Origin of the sequence: Aeromicrobium massiliense JC14 (assembly GCF_000312105.1) — a bacterium.
GTDB lineage: Bacteria > Actinomycetota > Actinomycetes > Propionibacteriales > Nocardioidaceae > Aeromicrobium > Aeromicrobium massiliense.
Genome location: NZ_HE978637.1, coordinates 492,643 through 510,415 on the forward strand (window position 1 = coordinate 492,643; position 17,773 = coordinate 510,415).

Below are 17,773 nucleotides of genomic sequence, written 5' to 3' on the forward strand. Positions count from 1 at the left end.
GGAGGCGGGACTACGCTGGGACGGTCATGACCCAGCAGCAGACCGTCTACCTCGACCACGCGGCGACCACGCCCATGGTCCCGGAGGCGATCGCCGTCATGACCGAGCAGCTCGCCCGCACCGGCAACGCGTCCTCGCTGCACGCCGCCGGCCGGGCCGCGCGGCGCACCGTGGAGGAGGCACGCGAGCTCCTCGCGTCCCACCTGGGGGCCCGGCCGAGCGAGGTCGTGTTCTGCTCGGGCGGCACCGAGGCGAACAACCTGGCGATCAAGGGGCTGTTCTGGGCCCGGCGCGCGACCGACCCCGCCCGCACCCGGGTGCTGTTCAGCGCGATTGAGCACCACGCCCTGCTCGACCCGGTCACCTGGCTGGCCAAGCACGAGGGCGCGACCGTCGAGACGACCCCGGTCGACAAGATCGGCCGCATCCGGCTGGACGCCCTGCGCCAGGCGGTCGAGACCGACCCCGGCAGCGTCGCCGCCATCACCACGATGTGGGCCAACAACGAGATGGGCACGGTGCAGCCCGTCCGCGAGGTGGTGGAGCTCGCCGCCGCCCACGGCATCCCCGTGCACAGCGACGCCGTGCAGGCCGCCGGCTACCTGCCGCTCGACTTCGGCGCCAGCGGGCTGGACGCCATGACGATCACCGCGCACAAGCTGGGTGGCCCGGTCGGTGTTGGCGCCCTGGTCATCCGCCGCGAGGTCGAGCCGGTTCCGTTGCTGCACGGCGGCGGCCAGGAGCGCGACCTGCGCTCGGGCACGATCGGCGTCGCGCTCATCGCCGCGTTCGCCAAGGCGGTCGAGGTGACGCTCGCCCGCCAGGCCGAGACCACCGCGCGCATCGAGGCGCTGCGGGCGCGGCTCGTCGCGGGCCTCACCCGCGTGGTGCCCGACGCGATCGTCAACGGCGACCCCGAGCCGGGTGCGGGCCACCGGCTGCCGAACATCGCCCACGTGACCTTCCCCGGCTGCGAGGGCGACGCCATGCTCATGCTGCTGGACGCCCAGGGCATCGAGTGCTCGACCGGCTCCGCGTGCGCCGCCGGCGTGCCGCAGCCCAGCCACGTCCTGCTGGCCATGGGCTACGACGAGCGCGCGGCCCGCGGGTCGCTGCGGTTCAGCCTCGGTCACACGTCCACCGAGGCGGACGTCGACCGGCTGCTGGCCGTGCTCCCGGCCGTCCACGAGCGCGCGCTGGCCGCAGGCATGGTGAGGCAGCGATGAGGGTCGTCGCCGCGATGTCCGGCGGCGTCGACAGCGCCGTGGCCGCCGCCCGCGCGCTCGACGCCGGGCACGACGTCACCGGCGTCCACCTGGCACTGAGCCGCAACCCGCGCTCGTACCGCTCCGGGGCGCGCGGGTGCTGCTCGATCGAGGACTCGAACGACGCCCGCCGGGCCGCGGACGCGCTGGGCATCCCGTTCTTCGTGTGGGACATGAGCGAGGAGTTCGCCGACGAGGTGGTCGACGACTTCGTCGCCGAGTACGCCGCCGGCCGCACCCCCAACCCGTGCCTGCGCTGCAACGAGAAGATCAAGTTCGCCGCCGTGCTGGACCGGGCGCTCGCGCTCGGCTTCGACGCCGTCGCCACCGGCCACTACGCCCAGCTGCGCACCGCCGCCGACGGCACGATCGAGATGCACCGGGCCACCGACCACGGCAAGGACCAGTCGTACGTCCTCGGCGTCCTCACCCAGGAGCAGCTGGCCCACTCGCTGTTCCCGCTCGGCGGCTCGGTCAAGACCGACGTCCGCGCCGAGGCCGCCGAGCGCGGCCTGCAGGTCGCCACCAAGCCCGACAGCCACGACATCTGCTTCGTGGCCGACGGCGACAACGCCGGTTGGCTGGCCGAGAAGCTCGGCCCGCGCCCCGGCAGCGTCGTCGACGAGCAGGGCACGGTGCTGCGCGAGCACGACGGCGCCTACGCGTTCACGATCGGGCAGCGCCGCGGGCTGCGGCTCGGCGTGCCCGCCGACGACGGCAAGCCGCGTTTCGTGCTCGACATCGAGCCGGTCTCCGGCACCGTCACCGTCGGCCCCCGCGAGCGCCTGCAGGTGGACGCGCTCGAGGGCATCCGCCCGCTGTGGTGCGGCACCGCTCCGGCCGGGACGCTCGAGTGCACCGTGCAGCTGCGCGCCCACGGCGACGAGCACCGGGCGAGCCTGACCGTCGACGGCGACCGCGTCCACGTGACGCTGCACGACCCGGCCTCGGGCATCGCGCCCGGCCAGGCGGTCGTGGTCTACGACGGCACCCGCGTCGTCGGCTCGGCCACGATCGCGCGCACGCACCGCCGCGAGCCGGTGGGCTAGCGTCCACCCCGCCCGTCCGGCGGTGAGGCAGCGTCCACGACGCGCCCGCCGGTGGACGCAGGCTCACCGCCCACCCCGCACGACCCAGGAGGACGCATGGCGCTCGCCACCGGCATCGGCTCGATGCCCGGCACCGACGTGGTCGACACCGTGCACACGGTGCTCGGCGAGGTCGGGGCGCTGCCCCACGTGCCCGAGCTGCCCGGGCGCGGTGCTCCCGCCGGCATGGTCGGCCGCTCGCTCTCGTTCCTCGTCGGCGTCGGCGCCGACCTGCAGCCCCAGGGCTGGCGGCTCACCGACCACGACGGCGTCGACCTGCGCCGCGCCCGCTCGCTGCTGGCCCGCGACCTGGACGCCGTCGAGGAGCTGGCCGGCGACCACCGCGGCCCGTTCAAGACCCAGGTGACCGGTCCGCTGACGCTCGCCGCGACCGTGGAGCGTCCGAAGGGCGACAAGCTGCTCGCCGACCACGGCGCCCGGCGCGAGCTGGCCGAGTCGATGGCCGAGGGTGTCGCCGAGCACGTCCGCGGCCTGCGCCGCCGCCTGCCGCACGCCGACCTCGTCGTCCAGGTCGACGAGCCCGCGCTCGTCGCGACGCTCGAGGCGAAGGTGCCGACCGCCAGCGGCTGGGGCACCCACCGCAAGGTCGACGCCCCCGAGGCCGACGCGCTGCTGCGCCGCTACGTCGACGCGATCACCGAGGCCGGAGGTCGTCCGGTCGTGCACACCTGCGCCCCCGACGTCCCGGTCGCGCTGCTGCGCGGGGCGGGCTTCGCCGCGATCACCTTCGAGCTCGCGCTGGCCCAGCCGCACGACGCGTGGGCCGAGGCGTTCGAGGCCGGGGTCGACCTGTGGCCCGGTGCGGTCCCGGCCGTCGAGCAGCCCGGCTCGGACGCGGTGCTCGGCCGCCGGCTCGAGACGTTCTTCGACCGGCTCGGCTTCGCCCGCGACGCCTACGACGAGCGGCTCGTCGTGACCCCGGCGTGCGGGCTCGCGGGCGTCTCGCCGACCGCCGCCCGCCGCGCGCTGGCCCTCGCCCGGACGCTCGCCGAGCCGTCCGCCGACGAGCGCTGACCCGCCCGGCGCGCGCCGCGCCGACGTCGGTGGCCGCCGATACGATCGCGCCATGGAGACCGACGAGCTGCGCCAGCGTCACAAGGAGCTGACCGAGGTCATCGAGGGCCATCGGGCCCGCTACTACGTCGACGACGCGCCCACGGTCTCCGACGCCGAGTACGACGCGCTCATGCGCGAGCTCGAGCAGCTCGAGGAGCAGCTGCCCGACCTGCGCACGCCCGACTCGCCCACGCAGTCCGTCGGCGGGTACGCCAGCTCGACGTTCGAGGCCTACGAGCACCGCGAGCGCATGCTCAGCCTCGACAACGCCTTCAGCGCCGACGAGCTGCGCGGCTGGCACGAGCGGCTGCTGCGCGACGGTGCCGCCGATGCCGCGTTCCTGTGCGAGCTCAAGGTCGACGGCCTCGCCATCTCGCTCACCTACGAGGACGGCGTGCTCACCCGCGGCGTCACCCGCGGCGACGGACGCGTGGGGGAGGACGTCACCAACAACGTCCGCACCATCACGGCGATCCCGCACCGGCTCACCGGCAGCGACGAGTTCCCGGTGCCGGCCTACGTCGAGGTGCGCGGCGAGGTCTACTTCCCGACCGCCGCGTTCGAGGCGTTCAACGAGGCGTGGGCCGAGTCGGGCAAGACCCCGTTCGCCAACCCGCGCAACGCCGCCGCCGGCTCGCTGCGCATGAAGGACGCGTCGGTCACGGCGAGCCGCCCGCTGTCGATGGTCTGCCACGGCCTCGGCTACCGCGAGGGCTTCACGCCGCAGCGGCAGAGCCAGGCCTACGACGCGCTCAAGGCCTGGGGCCTGCCGACGTCCGACCGGGCCCGCACCGTCGACACCATGGCCGAGGTCGAGGAGTTCATCGCCTACTACGGCGAGCACCGTCACGACGTCGAGCACGACATCGACGGCGTGGTGGTCAAGGTCGACCAGGTCGACCTGCAGCGCCGGCTCGGCTCCACCAGCCGCGCGCCGCGCTGGGCGATCGCCTGGAAGTTCCCGCCCGAGGAGGTCAACACCCGCCTGCTCGACATCCGGGTCAACGTCGGCCGCACCGGCCGCGTCACCCCGTACGGCGTCATGGAGCCGGTCAAGGTCGCGGGCTCCACGGTCGAGATGGCGACGCTGCACAACAAGCACGAGGTGGCGCGCAAGGACGTCCGCCCCGGCGACATGGTCGTGCTGCGCAAGGCCGGCGACGTCATCCCCGAGATCGTCGGGCCGGTGCTGCCGCTGCGCCCGGACGACGCCGAGCCGTGGGTCATGCCCGAGCAGTGCCCGTCCTGCGGCACCACGCTCGCGCCGGCCAAGGAGGGCGACGCCGACCTGCGCTGCCCCAACTCCGAGCACTGCCGCGGGCAGATCATCGAGCGGCTCGAGTACGTGGCCGGGCGCGGCGCGTTCGACATCGAGGCGCTGGGCTACGAAGGCGCGGTCGCGCTGCACGACAGCGGCGTGCTCGAGAACGAAGCCGGCCTGTTCGCGCTCACCGAGGACGACCTGCTCCGCACGAACCTCTACCGCACGAAGGCCGGGGCCCTGTCGGCCAACGGCCGCAAGCTGCTGGAGAACCTCGACAAGGCCAAGCAGCAGCCGCTGTGGCGCGTGATCGTGGCGCTGTCGATCCGGCACGTCGGCCCGACCGCCGCCCGGGCCCTGGCCACCCACTTCGGCGACCTGGCCGAGATCCGCGAGGCCGACGTCGACACGCTGGCCGCGGTCGACGGGGTGGGTCCGACCATCGCCCGCGCGGTGGTCGACTGGCTGCAGGTGCCCTGGCACGTCGCGATCCTCGACGCCTGGGCCGCGGCCGGCGTCCGCACCGCCGACGAGCGCGACGAGTCGATCGAGCGCACCCTCGCCGGGCTCACGATCGTCGTCACCGGGTCGCTGCAGCGCTACACGCGCGACTCGATCAAGGAGACGATCATCGCCCGCGGTGGCAAGGCGTCCGGCTCGGTCTCGAAGAAGACCGACTACGTGCTCGTCGGCGACGCGCCCGGCACCAAGGCCGAGAAGGCCGAGCAGCTCGGCGTCCCGATCCTCGACGAGGACGCCTTCGACGAGCTCGTCGCCCACGGCCCGCCGCCGGCCGAGGACGAGCCCGACGCCGGCGACGAGACCCCGGCTCCCTGACGCGAGCCCCCGCTCCCTGAGCCGACCCCGCTCCCTGACGCGAGCCCCCGTCGACGGCTGAGCCTGTCGAAGGGAGCTTCGACAGGCTCAGCCGTCGACGGGGGCTCCGACAGGCTCATCCACCGGTGCGCGCGTGTGAACGGCGGCGATCGGGGTACCTCGGCGGCGTGACGGAGCACGAGACGTACGACGTGGTGGTGGTCGGTGGCGGACCGGGAGGGCTGTCCGCGGCCCTCGTGCTCGGACGCGCGCGGCGCCGCGTGCTCGTGGTGGACGCCGGTGAGCCGCGCAACCGGTACGCGTCCCACGTGCACGGCTTCCTGACCCGCGACGGCGTGCCGCCGGGCGAGCTGCTCGAGCTGGCCCGCGACGAGGTGCGCGGCTACGGCGTCGAGGTGCGCACGGGCACCGTCGACGGGCTCGAGCGCGACGACGACGCGCTCGTCGTGCAGGTCGACGGCCAGGCCTGCGTCCGTGCGCGCCGCGTGATCGCCGCGATCGGCACCGACGACGAGCTGCCCGACGTCCCCGGCCTGGCCGACGGCTGGGGCCTGGACGTGCTGCACTGCCCGTACTGCCACGGACGGGAGGTCAGCGGCCGCCGCGTCGCCGTGCTCGCCACCCACCCGCACGCCGCCCACCAGGCCCGGCTCGTGCGCCAGTGGACCGACGACCTGGTGCTGCTGGTCAACGACGTCGCCGAGCTCGACGACGAGGCACGCGAGACCCTGGCCAGCCGCGACGTCCGGCTCGCCGAGGGCGCCCTGGAGCGGGTGGAGCGCGACGACGACGGGCCGCTGCGGCTGCACCTGGCGGGCGGCGACGTGGTCGAGGTCGACGCGCTGTTCACCGTCCCGGCCATGCGGCCCGCGCACTCGCTGCTGGAGAAGCTCGGCGTCTCGGTCGACCAGACCCCGATGGGCCCGGCGATCGGGACCGGCGACCACGGACGCACGAACGTCCCGGGGGTGTGGGCGGTCGGCAACGTCACCGACCCGACCGCCCAGGTGGTCACCGCCGCGAGCCACGGCGCGCTCGCCGGCATGGACGTCAACGCCGACCTGGTGGAGGAGGACTTCGCCCGCGGCTGAGCGGGGCCGACGCCGTCCGGGCGCCGGGGGAGCGACCATTAGGATGGACGCGCACCCCGCCCGCACCTGCGAAGGAACCGCATGTCCGAACCCCGGATCTCCCGCGACGACGTCGCGCACCTGGCCGGCCTGGCCCGCATCGACCTCAGCGAGGCCGAGCTCGACCGCCTGGGCGCCGAGCTCCCCTCGATCCTGGGCTACGTCGCCGAGGTGCAGGCCGTCGCCGGTGACGACGTGGAGGCGATGAGCCACCCGATCCCGGTGCGCAACGTCTTCCGCCCCGACGTGCCGACGCCGAGCCTCGCGCCGGCCGATGCGCTCGCCGGTGCGCCCGCCGCCGAGGACGACAAGTTCCTCGTGCCCCAGATCCTCGGGGAGGACTGATGACCGACCTCACGCGGCTCAGCGCCGCCGACCTCGCCGCGCGCCTCGCCTCCGGTGACGTGACCTCGGTCGAGGCCACGCAGGCCCACCTCGACCGCATCGCCGCGGTCGACGGCGCCGTGAACGCCTTCCTGCACGTCGACGCCGAGGGCGCGCTCGCCCAGGCCGCCGACGTCGACGCCCGCCGGGCCGCCGGCGAGACGCTCGGCGACCTCGCCGGCGTCCCGATCGCGGTCAAGGACGTCATCACCACCAAGGGCGTCCCCACGACGGCCGGCTCGAAGATCCTCGAGGGCTGGATCCCGCCCTACGACGCCACGGTCACCGAGCGGCTCAAGGCCGCCGGCCTGCCCATCCTGGGCAAGACCAACATGGACGAGTTCGCGATGGGCTCGTCCACCGAGCACTCGGCCTACGGCCCCACGCACAACCCGTGGGACCTCGACCGCATCCCGGGCGGCTCGGGCGGCGGCTCGGCCGCGGCCGTCGCCGCCTTCGAGGCGCCGCTGGCCGTCGGCACCGACACCGGCGGCTCGATCCGCCAGCCGGGCGCCGTCACCGGCACCGTCGGCGTCAAGCCGACCTATGGCGCGATCAGCCGCTACGGCCTCATCGCGATGGCCTCCAGCCTCGACCAGGCCGGCCCGGTCACCCGCACCGTGCTCGACGCGGCGCTGCTGCACGGCGTCATGGCCGGCCACGACCCGCGCGACTCCACCAGCATCAGCGGCGAGTACCCCGACGTCGTGGCCGCGGCCCGCCGCGCGGACGTCGACGGGCTGCGCATCGGCGTCGTCACCGAGCTCGGCGGCGAGGGCTTCCAGCCCGGCGTCCGCGCGCGGTTCGAGGAGTCCGTCGAGCTGCTGACCAAGGCCGGCGCCGACGTCGTCGAGGTCTCGCTGCCCAGCGTGAAGCAGGCGCTCGCCGCCTACTACCTGGTCATGCCGAGCGAGGCGTCCAGCAACCTGGCCCGTTTCGACGCCATGCGCTACGGCCTGCGGGTCACGCCCGACGGCGCCACGCCGAGCGCCGAGGCGGTCATGGCCGCCACGCGCGACGCCGGCTTCGGCGACGAGGTGAAGCGCCGCATCATCCTGGGCACGTACGCGCTGTCCAGCGGCTACTACGACGCCTACTACGGCTCGGCGCAGAAGGTCCGCACCCTGCTGGCGCAGGACTTCGCGGCCGCCTTCGCCCAGGTCGACGTGCTGGCGTCGCCCACCTCGCCGACCACGGCGTACAAGCTGGGCGAGAAGCTGGACGACCCGCTGGCCATGTACCTGGGCGACGTCGCCACGATCCCGGCCAACCTGGTTGGCATCCCCGGCATCTCGATCCCTAACGGCCTGGCCGACGAGGACGGCCTGCCGTCCGGGTTCCAGCTGCTGGCGCCGGCCCACGCCGACGACCGCCTGTACAACGCCGCCGCCGCGCTCGAGCGCCTGCTCGAGCAGCAGTGGGGCGGCCCCATCCTCACCAAGGCTCCCGAGCTGGAGGCGACCCGATGACCGAGACCCTCGTGCCCCTCGACGAGGCGCTCGACCGCTACGACCCGGTGATGGGCTTGGAGGTCCACGTCGAGCTGAACACCGCGACGAAGATGTTCTGCGGCTGCTCCACGACGTTCGGCGCGCCGCCGAACACGCAGGTCTGCCCGGTCTGCCTGGCCCTGCCCGGCGCGCTGCCGGTCGTGAACGAGAAGGCCGTCGAGTCGGCCATCCGCATCGGCCTGGCGCTCAACTGCGAGATCGCCGAGCTGTCGCGCTTCGCCCGGAAGAACTACTTCTACCCGGACATGCCGAAGAACTTCCAGACGTCGCAGTACGACGAGCCGATCGCGTTCGACGGCTACCTGGACGTCGAGGTCGACGGCGAGACGTACCGCATCGAGGTCGAGCGCGCGCACATGGAGGAGGACACCGGCAAGGCCACCCACGTGGGCGGCTCCACCGGACGCATCCACGGCGCCGACCACTCGCTGATCGACTACAACCGCGCCGGCATCCCGCTCATCGAGATCGTCACCCGCACCATCGAGGTGCCCGGCGACAAGGCGGCCGCCGTGGCCCGCGCGTACGTCTCGACCCTGCGCGACCTGGTCGGCGGACTCGGCGTCTCGGACGTCCGCATGGACCAGGGCTCGCTGCGCGCCGACGTCAACCTGTCGCTCAAGCCCAAGGGGTCGGACGTCCTGGGCACGCGCTCGGAGACCAAGAACGTCAACTCCTTCCGCTCGGTCGAGCGCGCCGTGAAGTTCGAGATCTCGCGCCACGCGGGCATCCTCGACGCCGGCGGCTCGGTGCTGCAGGAGACGCGTCACTTCCACGAGGACACCGGCACGACGTCGTCGGGCCGTGAGAAGTCCGACGCCGACGACTACCGCTACTTCCCCGAGCCCGACCTCGCGCCGGTCGCGCCGTCGCGCGAGTGGGTCGAGGAGCTGCGCACGACGCTGCCCGAGCCGCCGGCCGCGCGCCGCGCGCGCCTGCAGGCCGACTGGGGCTTCAGCGACCTCGACATGCGCGACACCGTGGGTGCCGGCGCGCTCGAGCTCGTGGTGGCCACGATCGAGGCGGGCACGACCCCGCAGGCGGCCAAGAAGTGGTGGCTCGGCGAGCTGGCGCGCCGCGCGAACGAGACCGGTGTCGACCTCGACGCCCTGCCCATCACGCCGCAGGTCGTGGCCCAGATCCAGGGCCTCATCGACGCCGGCCGCGTGAACGACAAGCTCGCGCGCCAGGTGTTCGACGGCGTGCTGGCGGGGGAGGGCACGCCCGACGAGGTCGTGGCCGGTCGCGGGCTCGAGGTCGTCTCGGACGAGGGGGCGCTCGGCGCGGCCGTCGACCAGGCGATCGCCGACAACCCGGACGTGGCGCAGAAGATCCGCGACGGCAAGGTCGCGGCGGCCGGGGCGCTCATCGGCGCCGTCATGAAGCAGATGCGGGGGCAGGCTGACGCGGCACGGGTGAGGGAGCTCGTGCTCGAGAAGCTCGGCTAGGCCGCCGTGCCCGGCTCGAGATCGGCCGCAGCGGTCGCCCCGGTCGTCCCCGTCACGCGGTGGCACGTCCTGGGTGCCCGCGCGTTCGCCGCCGTCGCGGTCGTCGTGCTCGTCGCCGGCGCGGTCAGCGACGGCCGGCTCGACACCGCACCGCGGGTCGTGCTGGCGGTGGCGGGCGTGGTGCTCGCGACGCTGGCGGTCTGGGCCGGGCTGCGCCGCCGGGGCCGCGACGGGTCCGAACGGTCGGTGCTGCTGTGGCCGGCCGCGGTGCTGGTGCTCATGGTCGTGCTGAACCTGGTCAGCCCGCTGACCGCCCACGAGCTGCCGGGCCTGTTCACGCTGGCGTTCCTGTTCGTGGGCCTGTCGCAGCGCCCGGGCACGGTGTGGTGGTGCCTGCCCGTCGCGCTCGTGCCCTACGTCTGGATCCTGCAGATCGACCTGGACGTGTCGCTCGTGCGCATCCCGGTCATCGTCGCGGTGTGGACGCTGGTGGCGGAGGTGCCCGCGCGCCTGCTCGGCCTGCTGAGGGTGCAGGCCGAGGAGCTGTCCCGCACGGCGTCCACCGACGCCCTGACCGGGCTGGCGAACCGCGCCGACCTCGACCGCACCCTGGCCGCCCTCGGCCCCCACGACGCCGTCGCGATCGTCGACCTGGACCACTTCAAGCGCTACAACGACACCTTCGGTCACCCGTCGGGCGACGTGCTGCTGCGCGACTTCGCCGACTGCCTGCGTGAGAGCGCGCGCTCGGGCGACCGGCTGTTCCGCTACGGCGGCGAGGAGTTCCTCCTGGTGCTGCCGCGCACCACGCCGGCGGCGGCTGCCGGGGTGCTGCGCCGCACCGCGGGTCGCTGGCAGCAGACGCGTCCGGAGGTGACGTTCAGCGCGGGCGTCGCGGCGGGCGCCGGCCGCGACCCGCTGGGCTCGGCGGACGCGCTGCTCTACCAAGCCAAGGAGCAGGGGCGGGATCGCGTCCTGGCGCAGCCGGACGCCGTGGATCCGGACGCTCCTGAGGCTTCCCTTCCCCAGGGGACCGGGTCCTAGCCTGGACGCACCCGTCCGAGGAGGTCGCCATGACCGCGACGTTGCCCGAGGTCCACCAGTGCGAGGTCGCTGGGTGCTCCTACAACCACGACACCGCCTGCCACGCCGGTGCGATCACCGTCGAGGCCGGCTCCGACGCCGCCTGCGGGACGTTCATCGCGCTCGACGTGCACGGCGGCCTGTCGAAGTCGATCGCCAAGGTCGGCGCCTGTCACCGCGCCGACTGCACCCACAACCACGAGCTGGAGTGCGGGGCCGAGTCGATCCGCGTGGGCCCGGGCGTCGACGCCGCCGACTGCCTCACCTACGCGCCGGCGTCCTGACCTAGCCGCGCACCCGCTGCTCGATCGCGTCGAGCAGCACGTCCTCGCCGCCGCCGCTCTGCGGCAGGAACAGGCTCGGCTCGGTCAGCTCGACCTCGAGTACGACCGGGCCGCCGTCCGGTGCCGTCACGAGGTCGATGCGCGCGTACAGCAGGTCCAGGTCCGGGCCGAACAGGCCGCGCAGCGCGTCGTGCGTCGACGCGGCCACCTCGAGCTGGGCCGCGGTCGGCGCCCGCGGCGTGATGTCGCCCCGGCTGTCGCGGTGGTCGTTGACGCCCTCGCCGCGCTCGAGCAGCGGCGCCTTGCGGATGGCGTGCGAGAAGTGGCCGCCGAGGAAGAGCATGGCGGTCTCGCCGTCGGTGTCGACCGACGGGACGTAGCGCTGGGTCATCGACGTGCGGCCGCGGGCGAGGAGCTCCTCGCTGTGCCGGTGGACGTCCGCCGGGTCGCTCCAGCGCGCGGTGTCGCGCGAGCCGGCCGAGATCGACGGCTTGACCACCCACTCGGCGTCCGGCTCGCCCTCGCCGGCCAGCGGGTCGCCGCTGCGGACGTCCCACTGGGTCTCGACGACCGGCACGCCGGCGGAGGCCAGCTCACGCAGGTAGGTCTTGTCGGTGTTCCACCGCAGCACCTCGACCGGGTTGGCCAGCCGGGGCACCGTGGCTGCCCAGGCGAGGAACTCCTCGCGCCGGACGGTGTAGTCCCAGCACGAGCGCACCACGACCACGTCGTAGCCCACCCAGTCGACGGCCGGGTCGTCCCACAGGACGGTCTCGACGGCCAGGCCGCGGCGCTCGGCGGCGGCGTGCAGCAGCGGCAGGTCCGGGTCGATGTCGCGGAACGGCAGGGCGGTGGCGAGCGCGATGGTCACGCCTGCACTCTAGGACGCCGTGGCCGCCGCCCATCGGCTAGGGGCTTATATCCGACGGAGTTAAGCGCTAGGCTTCATTCATGACGTCTTCAGTCGTGGCCTGCATCGTCGACCTCGTCGGCTCGCGCCGTCAGGGCGACCGAGGGGCCGTCCAGCGGGCGCTCGACGTGGCGCTCGCGCACGTCAACGAGGTGGCCCCGGGCCTCGAGCCGCTCGCCCCGACGGTGGGCGACGAGTGCCAGGGCGTCTTCCCCGACGTGGCCACGGCCCTGCGCGCGTCCCTGCTCCTGCGCCTCGCCCTGCCCGGGGAGCTGGACTGCCGCGTGGGCCTGGGTGCCGGGACGGTCGAGGACGTCGGTGCCGGGCCGTACGGTCGGCTGCAGGACGGCCCGGCGTGGTGGGCCGCCCGTGACGCCATCGTCGAGGCCAAGCGTCGCGAGTCGGGCCGGCACCGCTCGCTGCGCTCCTGGTACGCGGTGGGTGACGACGCGCACGACGCCCTGCCGGCCGACGTGGTCAACGCCTACCTGCTGTGCCGCGACCAGCTCGTCGCCGGGATGAACGATCGCGCACGCCGCATCCTCGCGGGCGTGCTGGAAGGACGGACCCAGGTGCAGATCGCCCAGGACGAGCAGGTGTCGCAGTCGGCCGTGTCCCAGTCGCTGCAGCGCTCCGGCGCGGTGGCCGTGGTCGGTGCGGCCGAGCTGCTGGAGGCGCGATGACCCTCCTGGCGCTCCTGCTCGCCGCGCTCGGAGCGGCCGACCTCGTCCGGCCGCGCGACCGCGACGCGACGCCGATCGCCGCCGTCCGCGCGGTGCTCGTCGCGGGTGCCGTCACGCTGGTGCTCACGACCGGTCTCGCGCTCGGCGCGCACGTGCTGTGGCTGGTGCCGCTGGCCATGGCCCTGACGGCGGCGTGGGTCCTCACCACCCCGGTCGCGTCCTGGGGCAGCGCCTACCCCTGGCCGCTGGTCGGGCTGCTGACCGCCGCCGCGGCCGCGCTGGCGGTCCCGTCGCCGGCGAGCGGCGACGGGTGGCTGCTGCGCTGGTACGACGGTCTCGACCTGCCGGCGCTCGCCGCCGTCGACGCCGCCCACGCGCTGCTCGGCGCTGCCGCACTGGTCCACCTCGTCGGCACGTCCAACGTGCTGGTGCGCATGGTGCTCACCGCCACCGGCGCCGAGGTCATCGCCCAGGAGCGCAGCCTCCAGGGCGGCCGCGTGCTCGGCCCGATCGAGCGCATCTTCCTGTTCGCGATGGCCCTGGCCGGCGAGTACGGCGCGCTCGCGGCGGTCGTCGCGGCCAAGGGCATCCTGCGCTTCCCCGAGATCTCCCGCGACGCTCCCGGGCACGCCGCCGAGTACGTGCTCGTCGGCAGCTTCGTCAGCTGGGCGTCCGCGCTCGTCCTGGTGCCCCTGTTCTGAACGGATGATCGCCGCGCCCCATGGCCTGAGCGCGTCCCAGCATGCCGACACCCCGCGTCCGGGCGTGTCGCCCCGCGTACGCTGTGACGCATGGCGCAGACCCCCGACAAGCCCCAGATCGACATCAAGCCGCGCAGCCGCACCGTCACCGACGGCATCGAGGCCACGGCCTCCCGCGGCATGCTGCGAGCCGTCGGCATGGGCGACGACGACTGGGAGAAGCCCCAGATCGGCGTCGCGTCCAGCTGGAACGAGATCACCCCCTGCAACCTGTCGCTCGACCGGCTCGCGAAGGCGTCGAAGGTCGGCGTCCACGCCGCCGGCGGCTACCCGTTGGAGTTCGGCACCATCTCCGTCTCCGACGGCATCTCGATGGGCCACGAGGGCATGCACTTCTCGCTGGTCAGCCGCGAGGTCATCGCCGACTCGGTCGAGACGGTCATGATGGCCGAGCGCCTGGACGGCTCGGTGCTGCTCGCCGGCTGCGACAAGAGCCTGCCCGGCATGCTCATGGCCGCGGCGCGCCTGGACCTGGCGAGCGTCTTCCTCTACGCCGGCTCGATCATGCCGGGCAAGGTCGACGGCGAGGACGTCACGCTCATCGACGGCTTCGAGGGCGTCGGCGCCTGCATGAAGGGCCTCATCACCCGCGAGCAGCTGGACAAGATCGAGCGCGCCATCTGCCCCGGCGAGGGCGCGTGCGGCGGCATGTACACCGCCAACACGATGGCGTCGGTCGCCGAGGCGATCGGCATGAGCCTGCCCGGCTCGGCCGCCCCGCCGGCGCCCGACCGCCGCCGCGACGGGTTCGCCGAGGCGTCCGGCCAGGCCGTCGTCAACCTGCTGCGCCAGGGCATCACCGCGCGCGACATCATGACGAAGAAGGCCTTCGAGAACGCCATCGCGATCGTCATGGCGCTGGGCGGCTCGACCAACGCCGTCCTGCACCTGCTGGCCATCGCCCGCGAGGCCGAGGTCGACCTGACGCTCGAGGACTTCACCCGCATCGGCGACAAGGTGCCGCACCTGGGCGACCTCAAGCCGTTCGGCAAGTACGTCATGTACGACGTCGACCGCGTCGGCGGCATCCCGGTCATCATGAAGGCGCTGCTGGACGCCGGCCTCATGCACGGCGACACCCTCACCGTCACCGGCAAGACGATGGAGGAGAACCTCGCCGACCTCGACGTGAAGCTCGACGGCGACGTCATCCGCCCGCTCGACCGTCCGATCCACCGCAACGGCGGCATCACGGTGCTGCGCGGCTCGCTCGCCCCCGGCGGCGCGGTCGTCAAGAGCGCCGGCTTCGACACCGACGTCTTCCGCGGCACCGCCCGCGTGTTCGACGGCGAGCGCGCGGCCATGGACGCGCTGGAGGACGGCACGATCGTCGCCGGCGACGTCGTGGTCATCCGCTACGAGGGTCCCAAGGGTGGCCCGGGCATGCGCGAGATGCTCAAGATCACCGGTGCCATCAAGGGCGCCGGCCTGGGCAAGGACGTCCTGCTGCTCACCGACGGACGCTTCTCCGGCGGCACGACCGGCCTGTGCGTCGGCCACGTCGCCCCCGAGGCGGTCGACGGCGGGCCCATCGCGTTCGTGCGCGACGGCGACCCGATCGTCCTGGACGTGGCCAACAAGCTGCTCGAGGTCGAGGTCGACGCGGACGAGCTCGAGGCGCGCAAGCAGGGCTGGGAGCCGCTGCCCCCGCGCTACACCAAGGGCGTCCTGGCCAAGTACCGCAAGCTCGTCGGCTCGGCGTCCGACGGCGCCGTCCTCGGCTGACGCGCGCCGTGGGGGAGACGCCGGCCTTCGCGACCCGCTGGGACCTGCTGCACGCGTGGGTGCTGATCGGCGTCGACCGCGCCTCAGGCGTCTTCTCGGGCAGCGAGCCCGAGCCGGGACGTCAGGCGGTCTGCGTCTGGGCGAGCCGGGACGCGATCACCGAGGCGCTCCACGTCGAGTCCTGGGACCCGCGCCGCATCCGCGTGCGTGACCTGGTCGCCATGCTGCCGGCCGGCATCGGCCTGCAGGTCGACCCCGGCCTCCCGTCCGGGATCACGCTGACCTCCGCCGAGGTCTCGGCGCTCCGCGAGCTCGTGTCGCCGTTCCCGCCGGGCGAGCCGGCCCTGCACGCGTGGGCCGGCCCGACCGGCGCGGTGCGCGACGCCCTCGTCGCCGCGGCGTCCGGGCGGGTCCGGGCGCTGCACGCGTTCGGCTACACGGTCGGCGACAGCCCGGTGCTCGGCTGCCTGGCCCACGACTTGGCTCCCGACGAGGCCGAGGCGGTCGACGCCGCGCTCGAGTCGGTGCTGGCGGCGGCTGCTGTCGACGCCGACGCCCTCGGGGTCGCGCGGGTCGACGTCGTGCGGCTCGGCGACGTGCCGGCGCCGCTGCGCGACGTGCTGGGGCGCGAGCACGTGCTGCTGCCCGAGCGTCCGCGACGGCGCTGGCGGCGCTAGCCGTCCCGGCGTGGACGGAGCACCGGGCTCGGCGTGGGAGAATGGGGCGACCCCCGCCCTCTCACCGTGCTGGACCCATGACTCTGACGAACGACGCCGCCGACCCGCAGGCGCAGATCGACCCCGCCGACCTCGAGACCGCGCTCCGCGTGCTTGCCACCGCCGGGGCCCTCGACCAGGACGACCCCGCCTACGTCGCGCTGCGGCGCGCCACCGGCGGGTTCTTCAAGGACGCCAAGCGCGAGCGGCGCAACCGCAAGCGTGAGCAGGTCCAGGCGGCCGACCGGGCCGTCGTCGAGAGCACGGCGACCGGCTCGGCCCAGCGCATCGACGACGAGACCGCCGGCATCCCGCTGACGTCGAGCGCCAAGGGCGCCGTCGCGGGTGAGCTGCTCGTGCCGCGCGGTTGCTACATGTGCAAGACCAAGTACACGACGGTCGACGCGTTCTACCACCAGCTGTGCCCCGAGTGCGCCGCGCTGAGCCACGCCAAGCGCGACGCGCGCACCGACCTGACCGGGCGCCGGGCGCTGCTCACCGGCGGCCGGGCCAAGATCGGCATGTACATCGCGCTGCGCCTGCTGCGCGACGGCGCGCACCTGACGATCACGACCCGCTTCCCGCGCGACGCGGTGCGCCGCTTCTCGAGCCTGCCCGACAGCGCCGACTGGCTGCACCGGCTCAAGGTGGTCGGCATCGACCTGCGCGACCCCGGCCAGGTGATCGCCCTGGCCGACGAGGTGGCGTCCGAGGGGCACCTCGACATCCTGGTCAACAACGCGGCCCAGACGGTGCGGCGCACGCCCGGGGCCTACGCCCCGCTCGCGGAGGCCGAGAACGCGGAGCTGCCGCCGGGACCGAAGCCCGAGCTGGTGACGTTCGGACACACCTCGGACCTGCACCCCGCCGCGCTCATGGGCTCGGTGGACGCCCACCCGGTGCTGGCCGGTGACGCGATCACCGCCGAGCGGCTCACCGAGGAGGCCATGACGGCGGGCTCGGCCGACCTCAGCCGCATCGACGCGGGCGGGCTCGTGCCGGACGTCGTCGACACCAACAGCTGGGTGCAGAACGTCGGTGAGGTCTCCGAGCTGGAGCTGCTCGAGGTGCAGCTGTGCAACCAGACCGCGCCGTTCATCCTCATCAGCCGGCTGCGCCCGGCCATGGCCGCGTCTCCGCACCGGCGCACGTACGTCGTCAACGTCTCGGCGATGGAGGGCCAGTTCGCCCGCCGCTACAAGGGCCCGGGCCACCCGCACACGAACATGAGCAAGGCGGCGCTGAACATGCTCACCCGCACGAGCGCCGGCGAGATGCTCGAGGCCGACGGCATCCTCATGACCGCCGTCGACACCGGCTGGATCACCGACGAGCGGCCGCACGTCACCAAGGTGCGGCTGGCCGAGGAGGGCTTCAAGGCCCCGCTCGACCTGGTCGACGGCGCCGCGCGCGTGTACGACCCGATCGTGCGCGGCGAGGCGGGGGAGGACGTGCACGGCGTCTTCCTCAAGGATTACGCACCGCACCCCTGGTGAGCGTCCACATGTCGGACATCTCGTCTCATTACTTGACCAAGTGACGCCGGAGGGGCGAAGATCGGTGACGTGAACGCCCACGTCCTCGTAGTACTTCGTTAGACGCGCCGGTCG

16 protein-coding genes are annotated in these 17,773 nt (G+C 73.8%); 15 read left to right on the forward strand and 1 reads right to left on the reverse strand.

The features are described from left to right. Positions 1-26: 26 nt before the first annotated feature. From HGAM_RS09645 to HGAM_RS09690, 10 genes are all read left to right on the forward strand, one after another. A complete protein-coding gene (locus tag HGAM_RS09645) occupies positions 27-1,226 on the forward strand; it encodes a cysteine desulfurase family protein (protein ID WP_020691716.1) in 1,200 nt (399 codons plus the stop codon). After that, positions 1,223-2,314 (forward strand): tRNA 2-thiouridine(34) synthase MnmA, encoded by a 1,092-nt coding sequence (gene mnmA / locus HGAM_RS09650; RefSeq protein WP_020691715.1) that lies wholly within the window; start codon positions 1,223-1,225, stop codon positions 2,312-2,314. Before HGAM_RS09645 ends, mnmA begins: the two co-directional genes overlap by 4 nt. 96 nt (positions 2,315-2,410) lie before the next feature. Then, the gene (locus tag HGAM_RS09655) at positions 2,411-3,388 is read left to right on the forward strand and encodes a uroporphyrinogen decarboxylase/cobalamine-independent methonine synthase family protein (RefSeq protein WP_019145284.1); all 978 of its coding nucleotides are present in this window, start codon (positions 2,411-2,413) and stop codon (positions 3,386-3,388) included. Positions 3,389-3,440: 52 nt separating this feature from the next. Then, on the forward strand, positions 3,441-5,528 hold the full coding sequence (gene ligA / locus HGAM_RS18685; protein ID WP_019145285.1) for an NAD-dependent DNA ligase LigA: 2,088 nt from the start codon (positions 3,441-3,443) through the stop codon (positions 5,526-5,528). 167 nt (positions 5,529-5,695) lie between these two features. After that, positions 5,696-6,619: an NAD(P)/FAD-dependent oxidoreductase gene (locus HGAM_RS09665; RefSeq protein ID WP_019145286.1), complete on the forward strand. Its 924-nt coding sequence runs from the start codon at positions 5,696-5,698 to the stop codon at positions 6,617-6,619. Positions 6,620-6,700: 81 nt separating this feature from the next. Further along, complete coding sequence (gene gatC / locus HGAM_RS09670) at positions 6,701-7,003, forward strand: Asp-tRNA(Asn)/Glu-tRNA(Gln) amidotransferase subunit GatC (RefSeq protein ID WP_019145287.1); 303 nt, start codon at positions 6,701-6,703, stop codon at positions 7,001-7,003. Continuing rightward, positions 7,003-8,511, forward strand: coding sequence for an Asp-tRNA(Asn)/Glu-tRNA(Gln) amidotransferase subunit GatA (gene gatA, locus HGAM_RS09675; protein ID WP_019145288.1), 1,509 nt, complete (start codon positions 7,003-7,005; stop codon positions 8,509-8,511). Before gatC ends, gatA begins: the two co-directional genes overlap by 1 nt. Then, entirely contained in the window at positions 8,508-10,001 is a 1,494-nt protein-coding gene (gene gatB / locus HGAM_RS09680) for an Asp-tRNA(Asn)/Glu-tRNA(Gln) amidotransferase subunit GatB (RefSeq protein ID WP_019145289.1), read from the forward strand. Before gatA ends, gatB begins: the two co-directional genes overlap by 4 nt. Before the next feature lie 6 nt (positions 10,002-10,007). Further along, on the forward strand, positions 10,008-11,045 hold the full coding sequence (locus tag HGAM_RS09685; protein WP_019145290.1) for a GGDEF domain-containing protein: 1,038 nt from the start codon (positions 10,008-10,010) through the stop codon (positions 11,043-11,045). Between the two features lie 29 nt (positions 11,046-11,074). Continuing rightward, positions 11,075-11,368, forward strand: coding sequence for a DUF1540 domain-containing protein (locus HGAM_RS09690; protein ID WP_019145291.1), 294 nt, complete (start codon positions 11,075-11,077; stop codon positions 11,366-11,368). A gap of 1 nt (position 11,369) precedes the next feature. Here the strand turns inward: HGAM_RS09690 and HGAM_RS09695 are convergent, their stop codons facing one another. Next, the gene (locus HGAM_RS09695) at positions 11,370-12,239 is read right to left on the reverse strand and encodes an ATP-grasp domain-containing protein (RefSeq protein ID WP_019145292.1); all 870 of its coding nucleotides are present in this window, start codon (positions 12,237-12,239) and stop codon (positions 11,370-11,372) included. Positions 12,240-12,319: 80 nt separating this feature from the next. On the opposite strand from HGAM_RS09695, the gene HGAM_RS09700 reads away from it, so the two are divergent. The 5 genes from HGAM_RS09700 (at position 12,320) to HGAM_RS09720 (ending at position 17,659) form a co-directional block, all read left to right on the forward strand. Then, the gene (locus tag HGAM_RS09700; RefSeq protein WP_020691710.1) at positions 12,320-12,961 is read left to right on the forward strand and encodes a SatD family protein; all 642 of its coding nucleotides are present in this window, start codon (positions 12,320-12,322) and stop codon (positions 12,959-12,961) included. Continuing rightward, the gene (locus HGAM_RS18690; protein WP_019145294.1) at positions 12,958-13,662 is read left to right on the forward strand and encodes a hypothetical protein; all 705 of its coding nucleotides are present in this window, start codon (positions 12,958-12,960) and stop codon (positions 13,660-13,662) included. Before HGAM_RS09700 ends, HGAM_RS18690 begins: the two co-directional genes overlap by 4 nt. A 90-nt stretch (positions 13,663-13,752) precedes the next feature. After that, positions 13,753-15,447 (forward strand): dihydroxy-acid dehydratase, encoded by a 1,695-nt coding sequence (gene ilvD, locus HGAM_RS09710; protein WP_019145295.1) that lies wholly within the window; start codon positions 13,753-13,755, stop codon positions 15,445-15,447. 8 nt (positions 15,448-15,455) lie between these two features. Beyond that, positions 15,456-16,124 (forward strand): SseB family protein, encoded by a 669-nt coding sequence (locus tag HGAM_RS09715; RefSeq protein WP_019145296.1) that lies wholly within the window; start codon positions 15,456-15,458, stop codon positions 16,122-16,124. Positions 16,125-16,201: 77 nt separating this feature from the next. Then, the gene (locus HGAM_RS09720) at positions 16,202-17,659 is read left to right on the forward strand and encodes an SDR family NAD(P)-dependent oxidoreductase (protein WP_019145297.1); all 1,458 of its coding nucleotides are present in this window, start codon (positions 16,202-16,204) and stop codon (positions 17,657-17,659) included. Positions 17,660-17,773: the final 114 nt, after the last annotated feature.

Bases quoted from the DNA above. Each gene is read 5' to 3' on its own strand.
- HGAM_RS09645 (WP_020691716.1), top strand. From the start codon at position 27: ATGACCCAGCAGCAGACCGTCTACCTCGACCACGCGGCGACCACGCCC.
- mnmA (WP_020691715.1), top strand. From the start codon at position 1,223: ATGAGGGTCGTCGCCGCGATGTCCGGCGGCGTCGACAGCGCCGTGGCC.
- HGAM_RS09655 (WP_019145284.1), top strand. From the start codon at position 2,411: ATGGCGCTCGCCACCGGCATCGGCTCGATGCCCGGCACCGACGTGGTC.
- ligA (WP_019145285.1), top strand. From the start codon at position 3,441: ATGGAGACCGACGAGCTGCGCCAGCGTCACAAGGAGCTGACCGAGGTC.
- gatC (WP_019145287.1), top strand. From the start codon at position 6,701: ATGTCCGAACCCCGGATCTCCCGCGACGACGTCGCGCACCTGGCCGGC.
- gatA (WP_019145288.1), top strand. From the start codon at position 7,003: ATGACCGACCTCACGCGGCTCAGCGCCGCCGACCTCGCCGCGCGCCTC.
- gatB (WP_019145289.1), top strand. From the start codon at position 8,508: ATGACCGAGACCCTCGTGCCCCTCGACGAGGCGCTCGACCGCTACGAC.
- HGAM_RS09690 (WP_019145291.1), top strand. From the start codon at position 11,075: ATGACCGCGACGTTGCCCGAGGTCCACCAGTGCGAGGTCGCTGGGTGC.
- HGAM_RS09700 (WP_020691710.1), top strand. From the start codon at position 12,320: ATGACGTCTTCAGTCGTGGCCTGCATCGTCGACCTCGTCGGCTCGCGC.
- HGAM_RS18690 (WP_019145294.1), top strand. From the start codon at position 12,958: ATGACCCTCCTGGCGCTCCTGCTCGCCGCGCTCGGAGCGGCCGACCTC.
- ilvD (WP_019145295.1), top strand. From the start codon at position 13,753: ATGGCGCAGACCCCCGACAAGCCCCAGATCGACATCAAGCCGCGCAGC.
- HGAM_RS09720 (WP_019145297.1), top strand. From the start codon at position 16,202: ATGACTCTGACGAACGACGCCGCCGACCCGCAGGCGCAGATCGACCCC.